Annotated in this window: 25 protein-coding genes; 15 read left to right on the forward strand and 10 right to left on the reverse strand. The window is 66.3% G+C overall.

Going from position 1 to position 25424, the window contains the following annotated elements; translation table 11 throughout:
* Positions 1-54 precede the first annotated feature (54 nt).
* On the forward strand, positions 55-837 hold the full coding sequence (locus JWS13_RS15445) for a cyclase family protein (RefSeq protein ID WP_206006444.1): 783 nt from the start codon (positions 55-57) through the stop codon (positions 835-837).
* Positions 834-1802 carry a fumarylacetoacetate hydrolase family protein gene (locus JWS13_RS15450; RefSeq protein WP_206006445.1) on the forward strand — a complete coding sequence of 323 codons (969 nt, stop codon included), beginning with the start codon at positions 834-836 and terminating at the stop codon, positions 1800-1802. The genes JWS13_RS15445 and JWS13_RS15450 overlap by 4 nt, the downstream gene beginning before the upstream one ends.
* Here the strand turns inward: JWS13_RS15450 and JWS13_RS15455 are convergent.
* Both JWS13_RS15455 and JWS13_RS15460 read right to left on the reverse strand, forming a co-directional pair.
* Complete coding sequence (locus JWS13_RS15455; RefSeq protein ID WP_206006446.1) at positions 1765-3054, reverse strand: MFS transporter; 1290 nt, start codon at positions 3052-3054, stop codon at positions 1765-1767. The genes JWS13_RS15450 and JWS13_RS15455 overlap by 38 nt on opposite strands.
* A gap of 230 nt (positions 3055-3284) precedes the next feature.
* Entirely contained in the window at positions 3285-4541 is a 1257-nt protein-coding gene (locus JWS13_RS15460; RefSeq protein ID WP_206006447.1) for a PucR family transcriptional regulator, read from the reverse strand.
* A gap of 365 nt (positions 4542-4906) precedes the next feature.
* Between JWS13_RS15460 and JWS13_RS15465 the strand changes: the two genes are divergently transcribed.
* Positions 4907-5059 carry a hypothetical protein gene (locus tag JWS13_RS15465; RefSeq protein ID WP_206006448.1) on the forward strand — a complete coding sequence of 51 codons (153 nt, stop codon included), beginning with the start codon at positions 4907-4909 and terminating at the stop codon, positions 5057-5059.
* An 86-nt stretch (positions 5060-5145) separates the two neighbouring features.
* On the opposite strand, the gene JWS13_RS15470 is transcribed toward JWS13_RS15465, so the two are convergent.
* The gene (locus tag JWS13_RS15470) at positions 5146-5841 is read right to left on the reverse strand and encodes a type 1 glutamine amidotransferase domain-containing protein (RefSeq protein ID WP_206006449.1); all 696 of its coding nucleotides are present in this window, start codon (positions 5839-5841) and stop codon (positions 5146-5148) included.
* A gap of 34 nt (positions 5842-5875) precedes the next feature.
* Positions 5876-6352: a MarR family winged helix-turn-helix transcriptional regulator gene (locus tag JWS13_RS15475; protein ID WP_206006450.1), complete on the reverse strand. Its 477-nt coding sequence runs from the start codon at positions 6350-6352 to the stop codon at positions 5876-5878.
* A 187-nt stretch (positions 6353-6539) separates the two neighbouring features.
* Here JWS13_RS15475 and JWS13_RS15480 point away from each other — a divergent pair, with 187 nt between their 5' ends.
* Positions 6540-7865, forward strand: a complete 1326-nt coding sequence (locus JWS13_RS15480; protein ID WP_206006451.1) for an MFS transporter — start codon at positions 6540-6542, stop codon at positions 7863-7865.
* 156 nt (positions 7866-8021) lie between these two features.
* Here the strand turns inward: JWS13_RS15480 and JWS13_RS15485 are convergent, their stop codons facing one another.
* The gene (locus tag JWS13_RS15485; protein WP_206006452.1) at positions 8022-9194 is read right to left on the reverse strand and encodes an epoxide hydrolase family protein; all 1173 of its coding nucleotides are present in this window, start codon (positions 9192-9194) and stop codon (positions 8022-8024) included.
* 103 nt (positions 9195-9297) lie between these two features.
* Between JWS13_RS15485 and JWS13_RS15490 the strand changes: the two genes are divergently transcribed.
* The 4 genes from JWS13_RS15490 to JWS13_RS15505 all read left to right on the forward strand — a co-directional run bounded on the left by JWS13_RS15490 (position 9298) and on the right by JWS13_RS15505 (position 12261).
* The gene (locus JWS13_RS15490) at positions 9298-9873 is read left to right on the forward strand and encodes a CGNR zinc finger domain-containing protein (RefSeq protein ID WP_206006453.1); all 576 of its coding nucleotides are present in this window, start codon (positions 9298-9300) and stop codon (positions 9871-9873) included.
* A gap of 159 nt (positions 9874-10032) precedes the next feature.
* Complete coding sequence (locus JWS13_RS15495) at positions 10033-10653, forward strand: dihydrofolate reductase family protein (protein ID WP_206006454.1); 621 nt, start codon at positions 10033-10035, stop codon at positions 10651-10653.
* A gap of 52 nt (positions 10654-10705) precedes the next feature.
* Positions 10706-11029, forward strand: coding sequence for a YciI family protein (locus JWS13_RS15500; RefSeq protein ID WP_206006455.1), 324 nt, complete (start codon positions 10706-10708; stop codon positions 11027-11029).
* Positions 11026-12261 (forward strand): RNA polymerase sigma factor, encoded by a 1236-nt coding sequence (locus JWS13_RS15505; RefSeq protein ID WP_206006456.1) that lies wholly within the window; start codon positions 11026-11028, stop codon positions 12259-12261. Before JWS13_RS15500 ends, JWS13_RS15505 begins: the two co-directional genes overlap by 4 nt.
* Before the next feature lie 25 nt (positions 12262-12286).
* Here the strand turns inward: JWS13_RS15505 and JWS13_RS15510 are convergent, their stop codons facing one another.
* Positions 12287-13105: an alpha/beta fold hydrolase gene (locus JWS13_RS15510; protein WP_206006457.1), complete on the reverse strand. Its 819-nt coding sequence runs from the start codon at positions 13103-13105 to the stop codon at positions 12287-12289.
* Positions 13106-13168: 63 nt separating this feature from the next.
* On the opposite strand from JWS13_RS15510, the gene JWS13_RS15515 reads away from it, so the two are divergent.
* Positions 13169-13831 (forward strand): TetR/AcrR family transcriptional regulator, encoded by a 663-nt coding sequence (locus JWS13_RS15515; RefSeq protein WP_206006458.1) that lies wholly within the window; start codon positions 13169-13171, stop codon positions 13829-13831.
* A 13-nt stretch (positions 13832-13844) separates the two neighbouring features.
* On the opposite strand, the gene JWS13_RS15520 is transcribed toward JWS13_RS15515, so the two are convergent.
* Positions 13845-15131 carry a glutamate dehydrogenase gene (locus tag JWS13_RS15520; protein WP_206006459.1) on the reverse strand — a complete coding sequence of 429 codons (1287 nt, stop codon included), beginning with the start codon at positions 15129-15131 and terminating at the stop codon, positions 13845-13847.
* A gap of 186 nt (positions 15132-15317) precedes the next feature.
* Here JWS13_RS15520 and JWS13_RS15525 point away from each other — a divergent pair, with 186 nt between their 5' ends.
* Positions 15318-16241, forward strand: coding sequence for a LysR family transcriptional regulator (locus tag JWS13_RS15525; RefSeq protein ID WP_087555106.1), 924 nt, complete (start codon positions 15318-15320; stop codon positions 16239-16241).
* 33 nt (positions 16242-16274) lie between these two features.
* Here JWS13_RS15525 and JWS13_RS15530 read toward each other — a convergent pair whose 3' ends face one another.
* Positions 16275-16748, reverse strand: a complete 474-nt coding sequence (locus JWS13_RS15530; RefSeq protein WP_241032214.1) for a GbsR/MarR family transcriptional regulator — start codon at positions 16746-16748, stop codon at positions 16275-16277.
* 131 nt (positions 16749-16879) lie between these two features.
* Here JWS13_RS15530 and JWS13_RS15535 point away from each other — a divergent pair, with 131 nt between their 5' ends.
* From JWS13_RS15535 to JWS13_RS15550, 4 genes are read left to right on the forward strand one after another with little or no spacing between them, the layout of a single operon-like run.
* Positions 16880-18442 (forward strand): GMC family oxidoreductase, encoded by a 1563-nt coding sequence (locus JWS13_RS15535; RefSeq protein ID WP_206006461.1) that lies wholly within the window; start codon positions 16880-16882, stop codon positions 18440-18442.
* 32 nt (positions 18443-18474) lie between these two features.
* Entirely contained in the window at positions 18475-19908 is a 1434-nt protein-coding gene (locus tag JWS13_RS15540) for an aldehyde dehydrogenase family protein (RefSeq protein WP_206006462.1), read from the forward strand.
* Positions 19905-21059: a M20 family metallopeptidase gene (locus tag JWS13_RS15545; RefSeq protein ID WP_206006463.1), complete on the forward strand. Its 1155-nt coding sequence runs from the start codon at positions 19905-19907 to the stop codon at positions 21057-21059. The genes JWS13_RS15540 and JWS13_RS15545 overlap by 4 nt, the downstream gene beginning before the upstream one ends.
* Positions 21056-22171: a Glu/Leu/Phe/Val dehydrogenase family protein gene (locus JWS13_RS15550; RefSeq protein WP_241032215.1), complete on the forward strand. Its 1116-nt coding sequence runs from the start codon at positions 21056-21058 to the stop codon at positions 22169-22171. The genes JWS13_RS15545 and JWS13_RS15550 overlap by 4 nt, the downstream gene beginning before the upstream one ends.
* On the opposite strand, the gene JWS13_RS15555 is transcribed toward JWS13_RS15550, so the two are convergent.
* Together JWS13_RS15555 and JWS13_RS15560 are read right to left on the reverse strand one after the other, a co-directional pair.
* Positions 22107-23477, reverse strand: coding sequence for an MFS transporter (locus tag JWS13_RS15555; RefSeq protein ID WP_206006464.1), 1371 nt, complete (start codon positions 23475-23477; stop codon positions 22107-22109). The two genes, JWS13_RS15550 and JWS13_RS15555, sit on opposite strands and share 65 nt — an antisense overlap.
* Before the next feature lie 45 nt (positions 23478-23522).
* Positions 23523-23888 (reverse strand): HNH endonuclease, encoded by a 366-nt coding sequence (locus JWS13_RS15560; RefSeq protein ID WP_206006465.1) that lies wholly within the window; start codon positions 23886-23888, stop codon positions 23523-23525.
* Positions 23889-24180: 292 nt separating this feature from the next.
* On the opposite strand from JWS13_RS15560, the gene JWS13_RS15565 reads away from it, so the two are divergent.
* On the forward strand, positions 24181-25395 hold the full coding sequence (locus JWS13_RS15565) for an MFS transporter (protein WP_206006466.1): 1215 nt from the start codon (positions 24181-24183) through the stop codon (positions 25393-25395).
* The last annotated feature ends 29 nt before the right edge of the window (positions 25396-25424 follow it).

Consider the following 25424-nt stretch of genomic DNA (forward strand, 5'->3'; position numbering starts at 1 on the left):
CCTCCCGAACTTCGACGACAACACCCGTTTTCCCCCAACCGATGAGGAATCCTCATGCGCCGAATCGTCGACCTGTCCGTCACCCTGCAGGCAGGCATCGCCTCCGACCCACCCGGCCACCTGCCGGAGATCGACTACCTCGACCACCACCACACCCGGGACGACATGCTGCAATTCTTCCCCGGCGCGACGGTCGACGACCTGCCCGACGGGGAAGGGTGGGCCATCGAACGGGTCCGCCTGTCCACCCACAACGGCACCCACCTCGACGCCCCCTACCACTACGCATCCACGATGGACAGCGGCACACGCGCCATCACCATCGACGAAGTTCCTCTCGACTGGTGCTTCGGACGCGGCGTCAAACTCGACTTCCGGCACCTCGACGACGGCTACGTCGTCACCCCCGACGACGTCGATCAAGAATTGCAGCGGATCGGGTTCACCCTCGCCCCCTTCGACATCGTCCTGGTCAATACCAGCGCCGGCAGCCGCTACGGCCGAGACGACTACGTGAACTCCGGCTGCGGCATGGGCGGCGACGCAACCTTGCACCTGCTCCGGCAGGGTGTGCGGGTGACCGGCACCGACGCCTGGAGCTGGGATGCGCCGTTCCTGCATACCGCCCGGCGGTACGCCGACCACCACGACCCGAGCATCATCTGGGAAGGGCACCGCGCCGGACGCGAGATCGGGTACTGCCACATCGAGAAACTCGGCAACCTCGACGCGATCCCCTCCTCGGGCTTCCAGGTGGCGTGCTTCCCCGTGAAAATCCACCAGGCCTCCGCCGGCTGGACCCGCGCAGTCGCGATCCTCGACGAGGAGCAGGCATGATAATCGGCTCCCTGCACGTCGACGACATCCAGCGCTACGGCATCGTCGACGACGATCACATCACCCTGCTACCCGAATCGACCGACGTCTTCGCCGCACTCGCCGCCGACAACCCGAGCGACGCGGCGACCGGCCCACGCCTTCCGTGGGAGCCCACAGCACAACTGGCGGTGCCGGTCCCGGTCGCCAGCATCCGCGACTTCATCACCTTCGAACAACACACCGCCGGATCCCTGCGATCGGTCACCGGCACCAGCGAGATACCGCAGGCCTGGTACGACGCGCCCGCCTTCTACTTCACCAATCCCCACGCGGCAATCGGCTCCGGAGCTGTGGTTCCGATGCCGCCGGGATGCGAGGTGTTCGATTTCGAGTTGGAAGTCGCGGTCGTGATCGGCAAACCAGGATTCAACCTGTCCGTCGACGAAGCCCTCGGCCACGTCGCCGGATTCACCATCCTCAACGACTGGTCCGCCCGCGACCTGCAGGGCCGCGAAATGGGCGTCGGGCTCGGACCGGCCAAGGGAAAGGACACCGCCACCACTCTGGGCCCCACGCTGGTTACCCCGGACGAGCTCACCGGGTTCCGGCGCGACGGTCATTACGACCTCGCGATGGAGGTCTTCGTGAACGACACCCGCATCGGAGGCGACACCCTCGCGAACATGGCCTGGACGTTCGCCGAGCTGATCGCCTACGCCAGCCGGGGCACCTGGGTTCGGCCGGGTGATGTGCTCGGCTCCGGGACCTGCGGCGGCGGCTGCCTCGCCGAACTGTGGGGATGGCGCGGTGACCGCCAACCACCACCGTTGACCATCGGCGACACCGTCACCATGACCGTGGACGGCATCGGCAGCATCCACAACACCGTGGTCACAGGCCCACCCCTACACCGCGTTCCGCCGGCAACCCGACGAGCGAATGGAACTACTTCCCTCGGCCTCTTCCCCCGACGAGACCGGTGATCAGAGCGACAAGCGCCATCGCGACGAGGACCGCGCCGTAGACGAGTTCGGTCTGCACTAGGCCGAACGGTGCGACCATGCGGCCGGCGATGATCGCCGGAATGCTGAACGATAGATAGCTGACGACATACAACGCCGCGAACAACTCGGCACGCTGGTGGGGTGCCACCAGTGGGCTGAGGCGTTGAATGCTGCCGGCGAAGGCGGACCCGAAGCCGACACCCGCCACGGCGGTGCCGATGAAGAACACGGGGGCAGAGCCGAACCCGATGGCGGTCATTGTGATTGGCACTCCCGCCGCCAGCGCGCCGGCACCGATGAGCGTGGTGGTTCGGCTGTCACGTTTGCGCAGAATGATGGGAGTCAGTGCGCCCACTCCGTTGAGAACGGCGATGGCAACCCCGCTGGCGAGCCCGGCGTGGATGTGCAGAATCTCGGTCATCGTCGACGGGACCAGCGAAAGGTAGAGACCTCCGAGCATCCACACGCTGATGATGGCCGGGACGCTGGCGAGAAAGACCGCACGGGCCGCGGGTGGAACCGACACTCGGGGGATGAGCGAGGTGAGGGCGCCCGGGCGCGGTGTAGCCGATTCGGGGATGAAGAAGGTCAGCACGCCGGCGACGGCGAAGAACACGGCGAGCGAGATGAAGGTCGACAGCACCGGCGTGTCAGACAACTGAAGGATCAACCCGGAACTGAGAGCGCCGAGCGCGAGGCCTGCAAGCGGAGAGACGCTGCCCAGCATGGCTCCGATGTGCTTCTTGTCCGGCGGCGCCGCCTCGACGATCGCCGCGGTCAGTGCGCCGGTGACGATGCCCGTCGCGAGTCCCTGCACGATTCGCGCGGCGATAATCCAGTGGACGTCATCGGCCGCGACGAACATCGCCATGGCGCCGATCTGTACGAGAATGCCGATGATGACGACTGGTTTTCGTCCGATGTGGTCGGATACGGCGCCGGCCGTCAACAGTGCGACCAGCAACGCGATCGCGTACACGGCGAAGATGATGGTGAGGGTGGACGCGCCCAGGGACCAGCGGTTCCGGAAGACGACGAACAGCGGCGAGGGAGCGCTCGCTGCGAAGAAGAACGCGAGCAGTTCCACGCTCAACAGCGGCAGGGCGAGGATTCCGGATGTTGGTGCGGTGCGTTCGCGCGTGTGGATGGAGGTCGACATCCCTCTCCTTAAAGCGAAGATATGTGCATTGAGCGTGACGGTAGACCGTGCGGGCGTGAGCCCCTCGAGCATCTACCGACGATGAGGGGACGTCGGAAGTCTCGTGGCCGAGGTCGCCGACGACGGCGAGACCAACTGTCTGGAATCGCGTCGAGACGAACTCGATCGAATCACAGAATCGAAGCGATGCGAACGTCCGACGGACGATTTCGTGGTGTAGTACCAACCGAATTGGTGCCCGGACCACAGACCGCACACACGTGATGGCGACGCACCGGCAGCCGCTCTCTACCTCGAAGAGTTCAGGACTCGCGACCGGACGGACCGCGCGGGGTGAGCAACTTGACGGCGACGAGGAGATCCAGGACGTCGTCGAAGCGCCGAAGGTCCTTTCCGGTCCGCTCCGCGATACGGTCCAGCCGGTAGTAGGCGGTGTTGCCGTGGACATACAGTGTCTCGGCTGCCGCCTTCGCGTTGAGGTTGGCCTTGGCGTAGGCCTCGAGGGTGTCGATGTACACGCGATCGGCGGCAAGGTCGTCTTCCACGAAACGCCGGACCGTGGGATCGATGAGACGGCGCGCGGTGTCGTCGCGTTTGGTGATGAGGTATTCGAAACTCGTCAGGTCGTTCAGCGGCTTGACGCCCGGGCGATCGGCCAACGCTTCGCGGGCGGTGACGGCTTCGCAGTAGGCCCGAGGCACGGCGTCGAGACCGCGGTGCACCGTGCTGATGCCGATCGCCAGTTCGATGCGCTGTGCACGCAGGGTATCGAAGGCATGAGTGAGGCCCTGGGTGACCGTGTCGCTGCTGCCGTCATCCGCCGGAAAGATCCCGATGAATTCCCCGTGCCGGAAAGCGATCAGGCCGCGGGTGCGGGTGTGGTCTGCGCCCGTGGCGCCCAACGCACGAACGATCGCCTGTCGGCTTCCTCCGTCCGAGGCCGAGAGACCGGACGCGACGACGATCGTCGAGCCGAGTTCGAGGCCCGCGGTCCGCAGCGTCGCCTGCCGGGAACCCACGGTGGGAGTCTTGCCGGCAAGCAGGTCGTCGACGAGGTCCCGCGCAGCCCTGGCAGCGTCCGCGAGTAGGAACTGCTGCGCCTCCAGGTACCCCTCTGCAGCGATCGTGCTGCCCGCTTCGATCACGCCCATGATGAATTTGACGGAGTCGGTCGCCGCGGCCTGAAGGTCGGGGTGTTGCCGGGCGATGTCGAGGACACTCTCCCAGAGAGTCGACTGGCTGATCCGGAACGCCTGGAGGAAGTCGGCGAGCGGAATCGACTGCGTCACCCGTCTCAGCGCGTGGTTTCCGGTGATCCGGAAGTCGTCGCGCGACGGGAATTGGTCCTGCGCCAGGCTGTGCGCGAAGGTGTCGAAGACGTCGCGGCAGTGAGCGGCGACGTCCTCCCGCAAACCGGGATCGGCATTGTCCCGATAACTCGGCACCTGCTCGCAGATCCGGGTCGCGGCGAGCGCGGCGACCTCGTGCACGGTGTCCTGGACGTGCTGTGCGAGTTCGCGCGTGAGGTTCTGTGCGTCGGACTGCGGTCGGTCGACCACGGGCGTCACCCCTATCGAAGTGCCGAAAACGATGTGCGTCCCGGTACGACACCACGCGCCATACCGGTGTGCCGTTCGGCATTGTGGATACCTCACACGCTAGCCCGGTACGGCGCCGCCCGGTCGCATGTGGGGCGTCCGGTCGCATGAGGCTTGGTGCCGGTCAACGTACCCGCGCCGGGACCGCCACCGGCGCCCAGGGCGTCGGGCTCGCGTAGTGGCCCGCATCGATGCACGGTTGTCGATCGTTCACAGGGCAGTCTGTGATTCGGACACTGTGCCCCCCGGCTCAGGCCGCCTACCGTGTCGGTAGTGCGTCCATCGGGCCACTGCACATGGGTGCTTGCCGATTCTCGAGGGGTGTCATGGTTCGCGAACTCGCACAGATCGATATCGATGCCGGAACTGCCGACTCGTTCGAAGCGGCGGTCGGGAGAGCGGTTGCACTGTTCGACGCCGACCACTCGTGGAGTGCCGAACGGATGCAGTCTCTGCTCGAACGAATCGAGCAGTGGTGAAGGCGCTGCAGCCAATCTGAAATCTGCCCACGCATCAGCGGCCCGCCGGCCGGGAGCCGCGACGGACTCCCGGCCGGCAGCCTCACTCAGCCGAGTTGCCGGATTACGGCCTCGCCCACCTTGCGGGCACTGCTCGGATTCTGCCCGGTGATCAGTCGGCCGTCCTCGACGACGAACGGGTCGAAGGGGTTCGGTGCGAGGATGAACCGAGCTCCGCGGCTGCGCAGTTCGTCTTCCAGACTGAACGGCACCGCGTCGCCCCGCTGTGCAAGTTCCTCCTCCTTCCACGTGAATCCCGTCACCGAGCGGTCCTTCACGAGGTATTCGTCGTCGCCGATCTTGACATCGAGCAACCCGGTCGGACCGTGGCACACCGCGGACACGATCTTCCCCGCCTCGTAGAACTGTGCGATCAGTTCGGCGAGTGTCCGGCTCTGCGGGAAGTCGAACATCACACCGTGTCCGCCGGTCAGGTAGATCGCGTCGAAGTCCGCCGCATCCACCTCGGCCACCGACACGGTCTTGTCGAGACGATTCATGAAATCGCGATCCGCATACCGGTTTCCGGTTCCGAGATCGTCGAGGAAATCGTGGGACAGACTCTCCGGGTCGATGGGAACGCGTCCGCCCGCAATGCTGGCGATCGTCAGATCCAGCCCGGCCTCCTCGGCCACATCCCAGAAATGCGTGAGTTCCCCGAGCCACAGACCGGTTCGGTAACCCACCTTCTCGTACTCGCCGGTGCTGGTGACGATGACGAGAACCTTCGAACGAGTTGTCATGTGCTGTCCTATTCGTGTCGTGAGTTGAGTGTTGTCAGGTCAGGTCGTCGCGGGAACCACGGGCAACTCTGCCGAGTAGCGAACGGAATACAACTCGCTCGTCCGCGGCGAGTACGCGGAGAACCGCCTCTTCGGCGACGCGCACATCGCGTTCGAGGGCGGCATGGTGAGCGGTTCCGAGGTCCGTCGGGACGATCTTGCGAGCACGACGGTCCGCCGGATCCTGTACTCGCTCGACGAGACCGGCATCTACCAGGGCATCGATCACGTAGGTGATGACGGTGCGATCGATTCCGAGGTAATCGGCAAGACCGATCTGGGTAGGCAATTCCTTGCGCAGCACGGTGTGGAGCAATTGGTAGCCCCGTGTGCCATGGGGTAGATCGGCAACAGCCGGCGCCACGAGACCGCTGAAGTGGCGCTGAACTGTGCTGACCGACCAACCCAGATCGCAGTCGACATCCGCGGCACTACCCGGCAGACTCTGCGGTTGCCCCGATGAATTGACCATGAAACGAACTGTAGGAACAGGCCTTCTGCGTCACCAGTGGATTGGTGACAAACTCGTCTGTGCGTCCACACAAGTGAGAATGAGGGCGCCATCCGACCTGTGACGCACCCCCAAATTGTCCCGTGGATGCTCACAATCTTCGCCGCCGCATCTCGCCACCAGGTGAGAGGACCGTCACAGTAGGGCAATGACTTTCACCGCCACTGCCACCCCACCGAACCTCCGTGCACAAGCCCGGAAGGCCTCGGTCGCTGCCGCGCTCGCCTCGTCGCTCGAGTGGTACGACTTCTTCATCTACGGCACCGCTGCCGCGCTCGTCTTCAACAAAACGTTCTTCGATACCGGCGACCCGGTCATGTCCGCAGTCAATTCCTTCGCAACTTTCGCCGTTGCGTTCGCTGCCCGGCCTTTCGGTGGTGTGATTGCCGGACACTTCGGCGACAAGGTCGGCCGCAAACCGGTGTTGATCACCGCGATAATCCTGATGGCCGTCGCGACGTTTCTCACCGGATTCACTCCGGACACCCAACTGCTCTGGCTTGCGCCGACGTTCCTGATCGTCCTCAGGGTTGCGCAAGGACTGTCTCTCGGCGCCCAATGGGGAGGAGCGATGCTACTCGCCACCGAGTACGCCCCCGAAAAGCGCCGCGGCTTCTACGGGAGCTTCGCGCAGATCGGGGTGCCGATCGGCGTGCTCACGGGAAATCTGGTCTTCCTGGTGTTGAACGGGACGGTCGGTGAAAACGCCTTCCTGACGTGGGCGTGGCGGATACCGTTCTGGATCAGCATCGTGATGCTCGGAGTCGGGCTCTACATTCACCGGTACCTCGAGGAAACCCCGGCATTCCGCGCCGCCGAGACGTCCCTCGCATCCGCAGCGAAATCCACCTCACCCGTGCTCCAAGTTGTGAGGAACAACTTCGCCACGATTCTGCAAGCGGCGGGCACGTTCATCGTGGTGAACGCCGTCTTCTACGCCACGATCATCTCGTCTCTGCAGTACGCGAACGTGGTGCTCGAGATTGCGACACCCCAGGTCCTGCTACCCATCCTCGTCGGCGCCGGTGTACAGGTCGTTCTCATGCCGGTGGCTGCGCTCGCCTCGGACATCTTCGGCAGACTTCGTGTCTACACGATCGGAGTCGTGGCGATCGGACTGTGGTCCGTACCGATGTGGTGGATCTTCAGCCATGCGACCCCGCAGAACACTGCGCCGATCTGGGTGTCCGTCGTCGTCGCGTCGGCCTTGATCAGCGTCTGCTACGGCCCACAGGCCGCGCTCTTCGCGGAGATGTTTCCCCCGCACGTACGGTACTCAGGTGCATCGTTGGGATACCAGATCGCCACGGTCATCGGAGGCCTCACACCCATCGTCATGGTGGCCCTGATCGACGGAGAACGCGGCAACGCGTGGAGATTCGCCGTGTACGTCGTACTCCTCGCATTTGTAGCGCTCGTCAGCGTCGGCCTGATCCATCGCGGTCACAACGTGCACAGCGCCACCGGCAAGTGAGTTGCCGGCCAACCGCCGGATCGCTCGGTGACGACAGACCGGTCTGGATACGGCCCGCCCCGCGTAGGCCACCGAGTCGGCGACCTACGGCTTCACGGTCCGCGATCCCTTCACAGTGTGCAAATCCTCCGGCACCGACGGTGAGGGAGCCCGCGTTCACCGACCAGCGGCCAGCACTGCCGCGAGACCGTCCTGCAGGTCCTTGACGAAGTACTCGGGAACCTCCAGCGACGGGAAATGTCCCCCGGATTCCGGTGACCTCCATCGGACGATCTGCCGGTACCGCTCCTGCGCCCAGGGGCGCGGACACTTCTCGATGTCGCGGGGATACATGGTGATTGCCGACGGGACGTCGACCCGGAGGTCGGGGTCGAGCGAGTTGTGACTTTCGTAGTAGATGCGGGCCGACGACGCGCCGGTCCGCGTCAGCCAGTACAGGGTGACGTCGTCGAGAATTCTGTCTCGGGACATCGACTCGAACGGGCTGTCTTCGGTGTCCGACCAATCGGCGAATTTGTCCAGGATCCAGGCGAGAAGTCCGACCGGCGAGTCGACGAGCGAGTAGCCGATGGTCTGGGGTCGGGTCGCCTGCTGCTTCGCGTACGCCGCGCGGTGGTGCCAGAAGTTGCGGGTCTCCTCGGTCCACCTGCGCTCGACCTCCGTCAGCCCGTCCGTCGTCAACCCGGGTGGTGCCTCCGCGAACAATGTGTGGATGCCGAGAACGTGCGCGGGGAACCGGCCGCCGAGGACCGTGGTGATGTTGCCTCCCCAGTCGCCGCCGTGGGCTGCGAACTTTCCGTAGCCGAGCCGTCCCATCAGTTCCACCCATGCGGCCGCGATCTTTTCAGTCCCCCACCCGGTGGTGGCCGGCTTGTCGCTGTAACCGAAGCCCGGTAGCGACGGGACCACGACGTGGAACGCCGGCGCGTCTGCGTCTGTCGGATCTGCCAGTTCGTCCACCACATCCACGAACTCGGCAATGCTGCCCGGCCAGCCGTGCGTCAGGATCAGCGGAGTGGCATCGGCGCGCGCGGATCGGCGGTGCAGGAAGTGGATTCCCAGATCGTCGATGGTCGTGCGGAACTGGCCGATCCGGTTGAGGCGCTCCTCGAACGACCGCCAGTTGTATCCGGTGCGCCAGTAGTTCACGACCTCGACGAGGTCGGCGAGAGGAACTCCCTGTTCCCATCGGCGAGGGTCGGGCGCGGCGCGATAGACCGTCTCGGCCTCCGGTAGCCGCGCCGCGGCTAATCGCGCGCGCAGATCGTCGAGGTCAGCGTCAGGTGCGTGGGCTTCGAATGCGTGCACGTCGCTGGTCAGGCGGGGCATGAGACCTCCTGGTCACCGTGGAACCGGCTAGGAACTAGTGCGAACCGTCTAAGACGGTTCTAACATGCCTTCCTGCCGGCATGCAACCAGCTAAGGTGGTTCCATGCGTGCCGAGTTCCCCGACTTCCGCCTCGGTAGCGTGCTGGCGACCAGCTTCACGGCGACTCTGACGGAGCGCCGCGGCGACGCTGTGGAGCGCATTCCCACGCCGCAGCGACTCGTCGACTGGCTGGCAGTGAACGGCCTCGCGGTCGACTCCTGCACCACCGCCCAACTCGACCTCGCTCGCGAACTACGGGAGTCGATTCACGCCACCGTGACAGCGGCCGCGATCGGGGACGCCCTCCCTGCGTCTGCTGTCCACGTCATCAATGACCGCAGCGCTCGGGGTCGGGCCGCGGCGATCCTGACGCCCGAGGGCAAGCGTCAATGGCGGCTCAGCTCGGCGTCCTGCGTGGAAGATGCCCTCGGCGTGATCGCCGCCGACGCGATCAGCATCATCGCAGGCGAACGAGACGGAAAATTGGCGCTGTGCGCATCGCCGACCTGCCAAGCCGCCTTCTTCGACACCAGCCAGAGTCGCACCCGCAAATGGTGTGACATGAACACGTGCGGGAATCGCCAGAAGAAGGCGCGCTTCAACGCCAATCAGCGCAAAAACCCCAGACCAGCGGGGTGATCGTTACCTGGTCTGAGCGGCCCGGCCGCACCGTGTGGCAGAGGAACGGAAAAGTTCTTCGAAGAAACTTGGGAGGCGGTGTCCGATCGGGGCGGTGGCGTTCGTAGAAGGGGTGAGGCCGCCCACGAGGGGCGGCGCCGAGGCAAAGGAACCGCGACCATGAAGCTCACCACCATGACCCAGGTAACCCTCGACGGAGTGATGCAGGGAAACGGCGGCGCGTCGGACGAGGACCGCAGAAACGGATTCGACCGCGGCGGATGGGCCCGGGGTAAGGGCGACAACGACACCCACGCGTTCATCAACCAGACCTACCAACGCGCCGACGCGTTCCTGCTCGGCCGCCGGACCTACGAGCTGTTCGCCGGCTCCTGGGGGTCCTTGACGGAGCAGGATGTCCCCGGCTGGGAGCCCGTCCTGCGGGCATTGAACACACAGCCCAAGTACGTGGCATCGACCACGCTCGCCGATCCCGAATGGTCGGGCACCACCGTCTTGTCCGACAACCTCGCCACCGCCATCGCGGACCTGAAGGCAACACCGGGAGGTGAGCTGCAGGTACACGGCAGCGGCGCCCTGACCCGGTGGTTGCTGCAGAACGATCTGATCGACGAGATGACCCTGATCGTGGTCCCCGTGGTCCTCGGCCAGGGCGCGCGGTTGTTCCCCGAGGCCGGACCGGACCTTGCGCTCGATCTGGTCGAGTCGCGAGTCGACTCGAAGGGCGTGACGATTCAGGTCTACCGGCCGGCCGGGCGCCCGCAGTACGCACCAGCGTGAAATCTCCAACCGATACACCCCACAGTCCGACACCACAGGAGAGGACCTTCCGATGCAGTATCTGGTTTCCGTGATCGATGACAAGAGCAATCCCGGCAGCACGGACCGGCAGCCCGACATCAGCGCGTTCAACGAACGACTGATCGCCGACGGCTACTGGGTTTTCGCGGGCGGACTCGCAGACACCACCACGGCCACGGTCATCGACAACCGGGGCGAGCAACCGGTGTTCAGCGACGGGCCGTTCGTCGAGTCGAAGGAGTACCTTGCCGGCGTCTGGGTGTGGGAGGCCCCCGACCTGGATGTCGCACTCGAACTCGCCACCGAGGCGTCGAAGATCTGCGACCGCAAGATCGAGGTGCGGCCATTCCAGTGAGCGAGGTCCGGGAGGCGATCACCCGGGCCCACCACGACGAGTGGGCCCGGGTCGTCGCCGCCCTGACCCGACGGTTCGGCGACCTCGGCATCGCCGAAGATTCGGCCGCCGAGGCGTTCGCGACCGCCGTGGAGCGGTGGCCGGCCGACGGCGTACCCCCCAACCCCGGCGCCTGGCTCACCACCACCGCCAACCACAAGGCCATCGACCGGATCCGGCGCGAGAACAAGCGCGACGACAAACACAAGGAGGCTCGGATGGTGCACGACGACGACCCGCCCGAGCCTCTCGGCGCCATCGACGACGACCGGCTCCGGCTGATCTTCACCTGCTGTCACCCGGCGCTGGCGATGGAAACCCGCGCGGCACTGACGCTACGGATGGTCGGCGGCCTGACCGTGCCCGAAATCGCCCGCGCCTTCCTGGTCACCGAAAGTGCCATGGGGCGGCGGATCACCCGCGCGAAAGACAAGATCAAGGCGGCACGTATCCCCTATCGAGTGCCGTCCGCCGACGATCTCCCCGCACGGGTGTCCGGCGTCCTCGCTGTCCTGTTCCTCGTGTTCAACGAGGGCTACCTGGCCACCGGCCCCGACACCGATCCGGTACGTCACGACCTGACCGCCGAGGCGATCCGGCTCACCCGCCTGATCCGAGCCCTACTCCCCGACGATGGGGAGGTGACCGGGCTGTTGGCGCTGATGCTGCTCACCGACGCCCGCCGCAACGCCCGGGTTTCGGCCGGCGGCGAACTGGTCGCCCTCGACGAGCAGGACCGCGGGTCCTGGGACGCGGCACTGATCGCCGAGGGCCATCGACTGGTCCGCGCGCGCCTCGCCGCTGCCGCCGCCGGGATCGCGCCGGGTCGCTACCAGATCCTCGCCGCGATCAACGCCGTCCACACCTCCGCCCGCGACATGCGCGACACCGACTGGTCGCAGATCCTCGCCCTCTACGACCAACTCGTCCGCATCGACCCCTCGCCGATCATCGCCCTCAACCGGGCCGTCGCGGTCGCCGAACTCGACGGCCCGGAGGTGGCACTGGCAACCGTCGACCGTCTCGAACCCACGTTGTCCGGCTATCACGCCTACCACGCCACCCGCGCCGACCTGCTCCGCCGACTGGGCCGCAGTCAGCAGTCGCGCACCGCCTACGACAAAGCAATCGACCTGGCGGGCAACACCGCCGAGACCGCCTACCTGACACGCCGCCGCGACCAACTGCGGTAGCGCTCTCGACACGACGCGCGCATGGTCAGCGTTGACCGTGCGCCGTAGGTCCGAAGAAGTCCGCGAACGTCTGGATCAGCTGGGCCGAGGCGCGGTTGATGCCGTCATGGCCCCCGCGGACCGCTGCCGCACGGCCGTGGGGCAGTGCGGCAGCAAGGGCATCGTTGAGTTGTTCGTAGTAGGGCGGTCCGTCCGCGCCCCTCACCAACAGAACCTCCGCAGTCACCCCCGCCCAGCGACTCGCCGGACCGTCGGCGCGTGCGATTGCCTGCGACTCGTCCAACGTCATGGGCAACAAGGCTCCCATGGTGCGCCCGACGGGAGTGCGCAACAACAGTCGGCTCATGGCGATCTGCACCCCCAGTGGCAGGGCGCTCGCCCGCGACTGGGTGTTGATGCCGGCCCCGGTGATTGCCATCGCGCGTGCAACGTCGCCGTCCCGGGCCGCTGCTCTGGCGCCTTCCAGCCACTGCGCGGGGAAGAGACCGTTCACGGACACTGCTGCGTCGTAGAGAGCGAGACGCGCGATGGGCAGTTGCAGGGCAGCCGTCAGGGCGATGAACCCACCGCTGCTGTGGCCGATAACGTCAGTTGCGCCGGTGTTTTCGAGTACCGTCCGCAGGTCGTCGACGTCCTCCTGAACGTCGTAGGGCTCCGAACGGGGCGGCGCATCTCCGCGCCCGCGTCGGTTGTAGAGGTGCACGGTGAACCTGTCCGACAGCTTGCGCGCCAGTCGGCGATAGGAATCGATCGTCACCCCGCCGCCGTGAACGACCACCAGAGCGGGGCCGTCACCAACCGTGTGCAGGACGACGTCGCCCGCCCGTTCGATCCGCTCTTGCATCGCTGCCTCCCTGAGTGCGTACACAAACAATAGCAAACAGTGTTCGCAGTTTAGGATTGTGAGGTGAGCGACCCACACCGACCGCGCCAACGCACAGCCTCCGCCGGGGAGACGCCGCGGCGTCGACGAGGTCCGGTCCCCGCACACAGCCGTGATGACATCGCCGCAGCCGCAATAGAACTCACGGATCGAGAAGGCCTGGCCGGCCTGTCCATGCGGTCCGTTGCCGCGGTGCTGGGTACCGGTGCGGCTTCGCTGTACCGGTACGTGGCGTCACGGGACGAACTACTCGCGCTCATGACCGATCACGTCATGCGCGAACTCCGCCCGTACCCAGCCGGCCATGATCAGTGGTTGGACGCCATGGTCGAGATGTCCCGCCGACAGTTGCAGCTGTATCGGCGTCACTCCTGGCTCGTCGACGTCACCCAGCAATCGCCCGCCTTCGGCCCCGAAGCCCTGGCGTGGCTGGACCACTGCCTGCAGGTACTCGAACCGGTCACGGCCTCCGGTCGGGCAAAATTCGAAGCGATCGCGATGGCAACGGGAGTCACGACGCTGTTCGCTCGCAGCGAGCTCGCTTCGCAGCCCGCACTTCCCCCGATCGACAGCCATGCGTACCCACACGTGGCCAGGGCGATCTCCGCGGACGCGACTCCTGCGCCCACGGATCGGGACCTCTTCGAGGATGCCTTGCGCAGCCTCCTACGCGGTCTGCTGTCCTGAGAACGGAGTCCGTTTACGGAATGGTGAGCGGCGCTGCCAGAGGATCGCCCGGTGCCGGTGTGCGGCGGTTGGCCGCGACGAGGTCCAACGCGGTGTGCCGCGGCGTCACGCCGTCCAGCATCCATTGCCCGAGCAGCAACGCGATCTTGGCCAGCATTTCGGTCCGCAACCGCTGGAACGAGTCCTCCGGGTCGGTGCCGACGTGACCGAGCAGTACCCACCAGGCCCAGGCGACTGCTCCGGCATTGGCGACGAAGTCCGGGACCACCGGAATGCCCCGGCCGGTGAGCACCGCCTCGGCCTGCGGGGTCGTCGCGGCATTTGCCGCTTCGATCACGACTTTCGCGGCGACGCGGTCGACGTTGTCCGCCGTGATCGCATAGGAGATCGCGGCCGGGACGAGGATGTCTGCCGCAGTGGCGATCACAGCCGCGCGCGGCAACCGCTGAACATGCGAGGGGACGCGGGAGCGGTCGATCTCGCCGTAGCCGTTCCGCAGGTCGAGCAGTGCGGGAACATCCAAGCCGTCGGGGCAGTACAGCGTGCCGACGGCGTCGGCGACAGCAACCACGCGCATACCGGCCTCGTGGAGGTACCAGGCCGCGCCGCCCCCCATGGTGCCGATGCCCTGGATTGCCACCGTGGTGTCGGCCGGAACCCATCCACAGGCATTGACCGTACCGATGCATGCCTGCGCGACTCCGTAACCGCCGATCACATCGCCCAGCAGAAAACCACCGGGCACCGGGGCGTTCAACGCGGCGTGCACCCGGCGCAGAGTCCTCTGCGGATCTTCCGCACGCCTGATCGCCGCATGGTACGACTGCTGAAGGCCCAGCCGCGCGAAGACGTCGTCGATCAGATGCTGCGGCACCCCCAGATCCTCCGCGGTCACCCAGTGCGCGTCCAGCCACGGGCGCATCGCCTGACAGAACCGCTCCAGCACCTCGACGGCGCGGGGGTCCTTCGGGTCGAAGTCGATGCCGCCCTTCGCGCCGCCGACGGGCAGGTCGAAAACCGCGGTCTTGGCGGCCATGCCGGTGGCCAGGTCCTCCACCTCCGACATCGTGCAGCCTGCCCGCATGCGCGTGCCCCCGGTGGCCAGGCCGGACACCAACGTGTGCACGACGAGGTAGCCCCGAGCACCGGTGACCGGATCGTTCCACGTCATACGTAGCAGGGGCTCACCGCTGTGCGCGGTCGCCACGTCGATCCGACGCTGCGTCGCTGTGTTCTCGCGGTGGTCGTACTCACGGTGCTCGGGGATGCGCCCGAACCCGGATTCCGTCGTCGTCGTCACCTCGAGTTACCCCAATCGTCCTCGGAAAAACTTCGCCGTTTTCGACCATTCAGCCGATGACGTCAGAGTGCGCGCCCCGGTGACCAGGCGTCCAGTTAAGAATCTTGAATGATTGCGTTCACGCTTTCTACACAGCGCACCGCGTGGCCCGATTGACGGTTCGGACCGGATGCATAGGGTGGGGGCATGGAGCTGTCTCTGCGCCGGTTGCGGATGCTTCGGGAGTTGCACCGCCGAGGCACCGTGACAGCCGCCGCGCAGGCCCTGCACTACACCACGTCCGCGGTATCCCAACAGCTCACCCAGCTCGAACGTGACGTCGGCGCAAAACTATTCGAGCGGCGCGGTCGGCGGGTCCAGCTCACCGAGATCGGCCTGCTCCTCGCCGAGCACGCCGAGGAGATCATGCGGTCGGTGGACCGCGCGACCTCCGCCCTCGAACAGACGCAGGAGGGCGTCACCGCCCGATTGACCGTCGGCGTGTGGGCGTCCGTCGCGTCGGGCCTGCTGCCGAGTGCGCTGTCGTTGCTGGCCGCCGAACATCCCGGCATCGAGGTGCGGACGAAGGAACTCGCGCCGGAGGACACCGCAGTCGCAGTGCGGGACGGCTCACTGGACTTCTCGTTCGTGATCAACTACTCCGACTATCCGATGCCGTGGGATCCGGAGTTGACCCGCGTGGTGATCGCGGTGGAGCGACTGCACGCAGCGCTGCCCCCGGGAACGGTGTCCGCCAGAACGATGGCGCTGGCGGACCTCGCCGAGCATCCCTGGATCCTCGCCGGACCCACTTCGCATTTCGGCCGCGCGGTGCGCTCGGCCTGTCAGCGTTGCGGATTCGAACCGAAGATCAACCACGAGGTCGGCGAGCAGGCGACGGCACTCGCGATGGTGTCCGCGGGTCTGGGCGTCACCCTCGTCTCCGATCTCGGACTGACGCTGCGCCCGCCCGGCATGGACGTCGTCGCGCTCACCGAACCGGTCATGCGGACGATCTCCATCGCCCATCGGGGGACGGAAGCGCACCGGCAGCCGCTGCAACTGGTGATCGACGCCGTGCGTGCCGCGGCGGCCGCCCAGGGGCTCGCCGCGGGGTCGCCGTACCCGTAGCCGAAAACGCCTTGTCGACGCCTGCCCGCCAGGTCAGGGTTGCGCAGCCTCGAACGCGGCCGTGTACTCCTCGAGGAGCGACTCGAGTCGGCTGACCATGAAGCTGTAGTACTCGTGCATCGCGTGGAAGCGGGCGCGCTGTTCGGGCGGCAGGTCCTGTCCCCGGGTTCGGGCACTCTCCGCCAGCGCCAGCAGTTCGGTGGTCTGCTCGAGCTGGTGCTGCAAGCACCCGATCCAGGCGTCGTCGCGCCAACGGTAGACGAACTGGCGACTCCCCGGCTCCTTGAATCGTTCGACGGTGCCGGTGGTCATGAGCAACCGGGTCGTCTCCGACACCGATCCCTTGCTCGCATCGAGTGCATCCTGCAATTGCGCCATGGTCATCGGCGCTTCACTGAGGATTAGCACTCCCGCGGCTCGACCCGCCATGGGAGGCCAGCCCATCGCACCGCCGATATGCACACCGAAGTCCTCGATGAGGGAAGCCCTCTTGTCGCTGTCGGACACCGCCACCTCCATTAGATCAATTTAAAATGAACATTCACTCTTGACTGAACTCTCCTTCTGCGGAATCCTACTCGTCAGGACCCGGGCGCTTCCGGAGACCTCATTCGCGCAACTCGTTACGGAGGTTTGGTGTGACCGAAACAGGCTGGGACGTCATCGTGGTGGGTGCAGGTTCGGCGGGGGCCACGCTCGCGGTCCGATCCGCCGAGAAAGGCAAGCGGGTCCTGCTCCTGGAGGCAGGACCGGACTACCGCTCGGCGCACATGCACGAGGCGTGGCGGTCACCCAACCCGATCAGGGCACTGCTCGACCCGACGGCAACCGCAGATCTGGTCTGGCCGGGGCTCGACGCGGCGCGGACCGAGAAGCAGGCGCCTGCACCTTACTGGCGAGGTAGAGGGGTCGGCGGCAGCTCTTCGATCAACGGACAGATCGCGATTCGACCCCCGATGGAGGACTTCGACGATTGGGTCGGCTGGGGTTGCGCGGGCTGGGGCCCCGAGGACGTTCTCCCGTACTTCGTCAAACTCGAGGACGACGAGAACTACGGCGACGAGGCCTATCACGGCCGGGGCGGTCCGACTCCTATTTTCCGTACGCCACAGGAGAACTGGGGATCTGTCGATACCGCGCTGAGCGCGGCCGCCCTCGCCGCCGGTCATGCGTGGGCCGCGGACGTCAACGCACCCCACGCGATCGGAGTCTCGCCGTATCCGATCAACTCACGATCCGGGCGCCGAGTGTCCGTCAATGATGCCTACCTCGAGGCCGCCCGCGAATCCTCGACCCTGACGATCCGTGGTAACGCCCTGGTCGACCAGGTGCTCTTCTCCGGAAGCCGCGCGATCGGCGTCCGGATCATCGTCGACGGCACGGTGGTGACCGAGCACGCCGACGACGTGGTGCTCAGCGCCGGCGCGGTCCACTCCCCGGCGATTCTCATGCGCTCCGGAATCGGTCCGTCCGGACATCTGCGCTCGCTGGGAATCGAGGTGCGCCAAGATCTTCCGGTCGGGCGAGGCCTGCAGGACCATCCGATGGCGGTGGTGTCGATTCCTCTGATCGACGAGGCAGGGATCCAAAGCCCGGACGACCGACACACCAACGTCTGCGTCCGCTACACGAGCGAGCCCGGCGCTCCCACCGGCGACATGATGTTCGTGTCGCAGAATCAGAATGTCGTTGCCATGGCCAATCCCGATATGCGGGCCCTGGCAGGCGCGTTCGGTGTCTGGGTGAACCAGGCGTACTCCCGCGGTGTGTTGACGTTGACGTCGGCCGACCCGGCGGACCAACCCCAGATTCACACCCGGATGCTCTCCGACGAGCGGGATCTGGTCCGTTTGCGCGACGGGATTCGCGACCTGGTCGAACTCGCCCGTGACCCGGCGGTCGCCGCTATCACGCACGGGCCGCTCGTGACCGAGAACAGGGCCCTGTTCTCGGTGCTCGACAGTGACAGCGAACTCGACGACTACCTGCTCGCGACCGTGAGCGATGTTCAGCACGCCACCAGTACGTGCCGGATGGGTGCAACCGGAAGCACGGACACCGTGGTCGACCCGTCCTGCCGCGTCCTCGGAACCGACGGGCTGCGGGTGGTCGACGCCTCGATTTTCCCGTCCGTCCCGCGAGCAAACACCAACCTGACGGCGATCATGGTCGGCGAGCTCATGGCCGACCGCATCCGCTAACTCGTAATCACAGGGAAGGCAGTACCTTTCACATGAAGACCTTGCAGAACTTGATCGGTGGAAAATGGGTCGACTCCCACAGCGTGTCGCTCCATGATCTGGTGAACCCCGCCACCGAAGACGTGATCGCACGCTACCCCGAAGGGTCAGCCGACGACGTCGACCGCGCCGTCGATGCGGCAGTCGAGGCGCAGCCCGGGTGGGCGGAGTTGCCGGTCGCCGAACGTGTGGAATATCTGACCCGGTGGGCCGCGGAGATCGCCGACCACGCCGAGGAACTCGCGGAGCTCGAATGTCGGGAAATGGGGAAGCCGGTCGCCCTCGGCAGAACCTTCATCGAAGGTGGTGTCCACGGGTTTCGCGCCGCGGTCGAAGAGGCCCTGACCTATCCGTTCGTCGAAACCCTCCCCGGCGCGGACGGCAGCGGAACGACGATCCTGCGTCACCCACTCGGCGCCACCGCCGTCATCACCCCGTGGAACTTCCCCGTGCCGATGGTCCTGGGTGCGCTCGGGCCGCTGCTCGCCTCGGGCAACACCGTCGTGGTCAAGCCGTCCGAACGGTCTCCACTGTCCACCGCCCGGCTGTTCGAGTTGTCGACGTTGCCTGCCGGCGTGGTCAACCTCGTCCTCGGCGACGCGCGGGCCGGGGCACCGCTCGTCGAGCACGGACAGATCCGGCTGGTGCACTTCACGGGTTCCGTCGAGGCCGGCCGCCGGATCGGCGCCGGAACCGGTGGGCGACTGTGCCGATCGATCCTCGAACTCGGCGGCAAGGACCCGGTCATCGTCGACTCCGGGGTCGATCCTGTCGCAACCGCCGCCGCGGTCGCCTTCGGCGCGTTCGTCAACACCGGACAGATCTGCACATCCATGGAACGCATCTACGTCCACCAGGACATCGCCGAGGCATTCGTCGACGCCCTGGTCCACATTGCGTCCACCTACACCCTCGGCGACGGCCACGACGCCGACACCGTGCTGGGGCCGTTGGTCGATGCACGCCAACGCGACATCGTCCACGGGCACGTCACCGATGCCGTCGAGCGTGGCGCTCGCGTCCACACCGGCGGCGCGATCCCGCAGCGGAAGGGGTTCTTCTACCCGGCCACGGTGCTCACAGACGTCGACGACTCCATGCTGGTGATGACCGAGGAAACGTTCGGCCCGATCGCCCCGATCGTTGTCGTCTCCTCGTTCGAGGAGGCGCTCGAGCGCGCCGGTTCGTCGCGCTTTGCGCTCGGGGCCACCGTCTACACGCACAACCCCGACCACGCCGCCGCAGCCGCTCGAATCCCTGCCGGGGTGACCTGGATCAACCAGTGGCAGGGCGGTGGCCCGGAGAGGCTCTACGAACCCGCAGGCGACAGCGGCATGGGCGCAACCGGCGCCCGGGCCGCATACGACGCCGCGACCCGGCCCGCAACGATTCACGCCGCCCCCGCAACTGCGTCCACGCTCTCATGACACCGGCTGCCGTCGGAGCGAAGGCTGCTGTCGAGGACAGAATTCGACGGTACGAACGGACGCTCCTGAAGCTGTCTCACCGCATCCACGCGAACCCCGAATTGGGATTCGACGAGTACCGAGCCAGCGAGTGGGTCGCCGACGAACTCCACAGCGGGAGATTCGAGGTGCAGCGTGGCTGCTACGACCTACCGACGGCGGTGCGCGCCACCATCGGATCGGGTCCGGTGCATGTCGGAATCTGCGCCGAGTACGACGCCCTCCCCGAGATCGGGCACGCATGCGGCCACAACATCATCGCCGCAGCGGGCGTCGGTGCCGCCCTGGGCCTGGCCGACTTCGTCGACGACTTGGGGTTGACCGTCACCCTCCTCGGCACCCCCGCCGAAGAGGGTGGCGGCGGGAAGATCCTCATGCTCGAACGCGGTGCCTTCGACGGGCTCCACGCGGCGATGATGGTCCACCCCGCCGCCGTCGAGATGGCGGCGATGCCCGGCACCGCCATTTCCCAGTTCGAAGTTGCGTACAAGGGCAAGCCCGCCCATGCCGGGGCGTATCCCGAACTGGGGGTCAATGCCGCCGACGCGATGCTCATCGCGCAGGTGGCGATAGGTCAACTGCGCCAACAAACTCGGGGAACCGACCGCATTCAGGGCATCGTCACCGATGCCGGCACCGCCGTCAACGTGATCCCTGACGGTGCGGCCGGACGCTGGATCGTCCGTTCCGATACCGCGGAGGAACTCGCCACGCTCACTTCGCGCGTGAAACGCTGCTTCGAAGCCGGGGCGCTGGCCACCGGATGCGCACTGTCGATCACTCCCAGCGGACCCGACTACGCGGACCTGCGGCCGAACGCCAGGCTGCTTGCCCTGTACCGGGCGAATGCAGAAGCCCTCGGTCGCACCTTCCCCGATCTGCCGGAGGGAATGTCGGGTGCAGCGACCGACATGGGTAACGTCTCTCACGCCGTGCCCACCATTCACCCCATGCTCGGCCTGGACTGTCACCCCGCGGTCAACCACCAACCTGAATTCACCGCCGCCTGCGTCGCCCCGGCAGCCGACAGAGCCGTTCTCGAGGGGGCCATCGCAATGGCCTGGACAGCAGTGGATTTCGCGAAACAACCTTCGAAGGGCGTGACACTATGAGACTCGACGAGACATTGTGCTGGGACGGCGAACTGACGGTGACGCGGCACGACCGGGAAACCGGGGCGTCCTTCGTCATCCGCCTGGACTCGACCCGACTCGGACCCGCCGCCGGCGGCACCCGTGCGGCGCAGTACGCCTCCTTCGGTGAGGCGCTCGACGATGCCGGCAGACTCGCGGGTGCAATGACGTTGAAGATGGCCGTCAGCAACCTCCCGATGGGCGGTGGCAAGTCGGTCATTGCTCTCCCGGCTCCACGCAATGAGATCGCCCCGGGCACATGGAAACGAATCCTGACTGTGCACGCCGAGAACGTCGACAAACTCGGGGGCAACTACTGGACAGGGCCCGACGTCAATACCAACTCCTCGGACATGGACATTCTCAACGACACCACCGAGTTCGTCTTCGGCCGCTCCACCGCGCGGGGCGGTGCCGGTTCCAGTGCACTCAACACGTCGTCGGGCGTCTTCGAGGCGATGAAGGCGACTGCCGCGCACCGGGGACTCGGGACGCTCGACGGTCTCACCGTGCTTGTTCAGGGCCTCGGCGCGGTCGGCAGCGGACTCGCCGTCCTCGCGTCGCAGGCCGGGGCGCGCCTCCTCGTCTCCGATACCGACTCCGAGCGCTTGGCCTGGGCGCGGCAAGCCGGTCACACCGTGGTCGGGATCGATGCCGTCCTGTCCACGCCGTGCGACATCTTCGCGCCCTGCGCGATGGGCGGGGTAATCGACAGCGCGGTCGCCGGTGAACTGCCCGCGTCCGCAGTGGTCGGCGCCGCGAACAATGTCCTTGCCGACGTCGAGGCAGGAACGATCCTCCACCAGCGCGGTGTCTTGTACGCGCCCGACTTCGTCGCCAACGCCGGCGGCGCGTTTCACTTGGTCGGCCGAGAAGTCCTCGGCTGGAGCGAGGAGACAGTCGGAGCACGCACCCGACGCATCGGAGACACGCTTGCCGAGGTCTACTCGCTCGCCGAGAGCGAGGGCATCGACACCGATCGTGCGGCGCGAATCCTGGCTCGTCGCCGGATCGAGACAGCCGGGATCAGCGTGGACTCGAAGATGCGGGCACGCCCCACGCGCTCCCTTGTTCGCGATCGAGCACGGTGACCGCCTTGTTCTTCAGCCCGAAGATGTAGACCAGCAGGCTGATCCCGATCACGACCGTCACGTAGACGATGAACCAGGTGACGTGGCCGCCCGACTTCGACGCCTGGTACAGGAGCGGCGCCGTACCGCCGAAGACGGAGTTCGCGAGCGCGTAGCCCAGCCCCACACCCAGGGCACGGATGTCGGCGGGGAACAGCTCCGCCTTCACGATCGCGTTGATCGAGGTGTACCCGGTGAGGATGATGTAGCCGACCGCGACCAGCGCGAACGCCGACAGCGGCGAGGTGGTCTTAGGAAGATAGGTGAGCAGGACATACGTGTAGAGGACGCCACCCACACCGAAGAAGATCAACAGCGGCTTGCGCCCGACGTGGTCGCTGATGATGCCGCCGACCGGCTGCAGCAACAACAGCAAGATCAGTCCGATCAGGTTGATCCACGTCGCCGTCAGCGCCCGGTCGTCGCCGAAGGTGGACTTGACGATCGCCGGCGCGTTGACACTGTAGGTGTAGAACGCGACCGTGCCACCCGCGGTAATGAGGAACACCAGCAGCAGCGGACGCCAGTGTTGGGTGAACAACGCCTTCAACGAACCCGCCGTCCGGTCCTCACCGGCACGGATGGCCTTCAGATGCGACTCGCTGAGCGACTCGTCCATCGAACGCCGAATCCACAGCACGACCAGGGCGGCGACGCCGCCGATGAAGAAGCCGATCCGCCATCCCCAATCGTGCAACGCGTCGACGTCGAGAACGCTGAGCGCGATCAGGAGCGTGAACTGCGCGAGGACGTGACCGCCCACGAGGGTCACGTACTGGAACGACGACAGGAAGCCACGCCGATTCGCGGTCGCCGCTTCGGACATGTACGTCGCCGAGGTGCCGTACTCGCCACCCGTGGCGAACCCCTGCACAAGCCGGGCAACAACCAAAATGACTGCCGCCCAATACCCGATGGTTTCGCGAGTCGGCATGACCGCCACCAGGAAGGAACACGAAGACATGATGGTGATGCTGAGCATCAGCGCAGCCTTGCGCCCGCGACGGTCGGCGAACCGGCCGAAGAACCAGGACCCCACCGGTCGCATGACGAAGGTGACCGCGAAGATCGCATAGATGTACACCGTGGAGTTGGAGTCGTTCTCGTCGAAGAATTGCGCCTCGAAATACGTCGCGAAGACCGTGTAGATGTACACGTCGTACCACTCGACGAGGTTTCCTGCCGAACCCTTCATCGTGTTGAGCACCGCGCGCCGGGTGCTCGTCGGAGCGCGGGTGGGACCGGACGAAGTCGCGTCATCGCTCATCCGTAGACGATAACGGATCGACCGACCGCACCTGGGCGAGTCACATCAGTGACTGCTCCGGCAGCGTCGTAATTGGCTGGACAGGTACCGCCTGGCACGGCGATGACCACCCACGTTCTCCAGCTCGATGTCCAACGCGTTCAGCAGCGTCGCGAGCAGGGTTGCCTGTGGAGCCCATCCATGGCGGCGCCGGGATTGCGCGAGCCAGTCGACCGGACCGGTGTGGCCACGGTCCGCGTTGCACCGCCGGCACGCGGCGGCCTCATTGGCCACGATGCTGGGCCCGCCTTTGAGCCGCGGCACCAGATGATCGGTGGTTGGCGGAATCAACGGTCCGAAAAGCCGCCCACACCACAGGCATCGCCCACCCTGCCGCTCGACGGCGAGGGTGAGTCTGGCGGTGCGGTCCACCAGTCGATAGTGACCGAAGGGCTCGGCGAGCGCCAGGCCTCCCACTGCCCGCGACGTGCCGAACGGCTGTGCCAGACCGAGAGGGGCAAACCGCACCTCGCGGTTCCAAAGACTGGGGCACATTGGTGTAGCCGCATACCGGGTCCCGAATGAGAGTGTCTTACTTCACATTCGCTGTCCCGGAGCTGATCTGCCGAACCCGGCCCTCACCACTCCACGACTGCACCGCGAACGTCGGAAACCGGCAAACGAGTCCAGTTTCGACGTGACCAGACGCCGGAAGGAGTGCCCGATGACCCAGGGCACAACAACGAACCCCAACACCACGACCAAGCCGTCCGCGACACGGTGGGCGGTGATGGCCGCCTACGCTGCGGCGCTCACCGCCAGCACCACGACGGTGCTGGCCTACGCCTCGGTCACACCGAGCGTGCGAGAGGATTTCGGAGTCACCGAGGCGACGGTCGGGAACCTCACGCTGCTCTCCCCGCTCTTCCTCGTGCTCCTGGGCCCCCTCTCCGGCCGATTCCTGGACCGGCGGTTCGATGCCACGCTCGCTGTGGGCGCCGCCATGATCGCTGCCGGGCCCCTGCTCCGCGTCGTCGATCCCTCGTCCTACAGATGGGCCCTCGCCGGACAGGTACTGCTCGCCGCCGGCACGCCGTTCGTCGCCAACGCGATCACCAAGTACCCGGCACGGTACTTCTCCGCGCAGGAGCGGCCCACGGTAATCGCTCTGCTCTCGGCGTCGTTCTACGCCGGTGTGCTCCTGGCCGCCGTCACGGGCCAGCCGCTGTACGACCGCGGGGGAATCAACCGGCTGGTCGAAGTCCACGGGGCATTGGGCGCCGCGACCGGCGCGGCGCTGCTGATCATGGTTGTCGTGGTTCGGGTGCCCGCGGTCGTGACGGACCCCGAGCCGGCCGTCGTCCGGGGACACCTCCGCCGGACCCGGGAACTCTGGCTGCTCGGAGGAGTGATGTTCGTCCTCTTCGGCCTGTTCAACGCGTTCATCACGTGGATCGAGACGGTCCAGGACCACCTCGGCAATGCCGGGTTCGGCGGACCGCTCGTGATCGCTCTGACCCTTGGGGGCATCACGGGCGCCATCACCATCCCCGGTTTCGCGGCCAGGCGTGACGCCAGGCGCACCGCCCTGATCGTCATCAGCGTCGTCCAGGTCGTCGGATTCCTGGCGTTCGCGGCGACGGGCAATCGTGGGATTCTGCTGGTGCTCGCCATCGTCGTCGGCTTCTTCATGATGGCGGCAATGCCCGTCGTCTTCGAGTGGTCGGAGATCCACGCGGGCATTGCGAATGCCGCATCGGCAACCGCATTCCTCTCGATCGCCGGCAACCTCGGCGGTGTGGTCTTCGTGCTCGCCCCGCAGTTGTTCCTCGACACCCCGAGGGTCATCCTCGTCCTGCTCGCCGCGATGTCGATCCCCGGCGCACTCGCGGCGCTTCGACTGCCTCGGACGCCGACGGCCCACCGCATCTCCGACTGAATCTCAACTCGGCCACCCCACCGTCCAGC

Origin of the sequence: Rhodococcus pseudokoreensis, from assembly GCF_017068395.1 — a bacterium.
Lineage (GTDB): Bacteria > Actinomycetota > Actinomycetes > Mycobacteriales > Mycobacteriaceae > Rhodococcus_F > Rhodococcus_F pseudokoreensis.

Excerpts from the sequence above, each read along its gene's own strand:
- JWS13_RS15450 (WP_206006445.1), top strand. The coding sequence starts at position 834 with ATGATAATCGGCTCCCTGCACGTCGACGACATCCAGCGCTACGGCATC.
- JWS13_RS15470 (WP_206006449.1), bottom strand. The coding sequence starts at position 5,841 with ATGACAACTCGTTCGAAGGTTCTCGTCATCGTCACCAGCACCGGCGAG.
- JWS13_RS15555 (WP_206006464.1), bottom strand. The coding sequence starts at position 23,477 with ATGAGCGATGACGCGACTTCGTCCGGTCCCACCCGCGCTCCGACGAGC.
- JWS13_RS15480 (WP_206006451.1), top strand. The coding sequence starts at position 6,540 with ATGACTTTCACCGCCACTGCCACCCCACCGAACCTCCGTGCACAAGCC.
- JWS13_RS15550 (WP_241032215.1), top strand. The coding sequence starts at position 21,056 with ATGAGACTCGACGAGACATTGTGCTGGGACGGCGAACTGACGGTGACG.
- JWS13_RS15565 (WP_206006466.1), top strand. The coding sequence starts at position 24,181 with ATGACCCAGGGCACAACAACGAACCCCAACACCACGACCAAGCCGTCC.
- JWS13_RS15490 (WP_206006453.1), top strand. The coding sequence starts at position 9,298 with ATGCGTGCCGAGTTCCCCGACTTCCGCCTCGGTAGCGTGCTGGCGACC.
- JWS13_RS15495 (WP_206006454.1), top strand. The coding sequence starts at position 10,033 with ATGAAGCTCACCACCATGACCCAGGTAACCCTCGACGGAGTGATGCAG.
- JWS13_RS15540 (WP_206006462.1), top strand. The coding sequence starts at position 18,475 with ATGAAGACCTTGCAGAACTTGATCGGTGGAAAATGGGTCGACTCCCAC.
- JWS13_RS15455 (WP_206006446.1), bottom strand. The coding sequence starts at position 3,054 with ATGCTCGAGGGGCTCACGCCCGCACGGTCTACCGTCACGCTCAATGCA.
- JWS13_RS15485 (WP_206006452.1), bottom strand. The coding sequence starts at position 9,194 with ATGCCCCGCCTGACCAGCGACGTGCACGCATTCGAAGCCCACGCACCT.
- JWS13_RS15545 (WP_206006463.1), top strand. The coding sequence starts at position 19,905 with ATGACACCGGCTGCCGTCGGAGCGAAGGCTGCTGTCGAGGACAGAATT.
- JWS13_RS15500 (WP_206006455.1), top strand. The coding sequence starts at position 10,706 with ATGCAGTATCTGGTTTCCGTGATCGATGACAAGAGCAATCCCGGCAGC.
- JWS13_RS15475 (WP_206006450.1), bottom strand. The coding sequence starts at position 6,352 with ATGGTCAATTCATCGGGGCAACCGCAGAGTCTGCCGGGTAGTGCCGCG.
- JWS13_RS15525 (WP_087555106.1), top strand. The coding sequence starts at position 15,318 with ATGGAGCTGTCTCTGCGCCGGTTGCGGATGCTTCGGGAGTTGCACCGC.
- JWS13_RS15445 (WP_206006444.1), top strand. The coding sequence starts at position 55 with ATGCGCCGAATCGTCGACCTGTCCGTCACCCTGCAGGCAGGCATCGCC.
- JWS13_RS15465 (WP_206006448.1), top strand. The coding sequence starts at position 4,907 with ATGGTTCGCGAACTCGCACAGATCGATATCGATGCCGGAACTGCCGAC.
- JWS13_RS15510 (WP_206006457.1), bottom strand. The coding sequence starts at position 13,105 with ATGCAAGAGCGGATCGAACGGGCGGGCGACGTCGTCCTGCACACGGTT.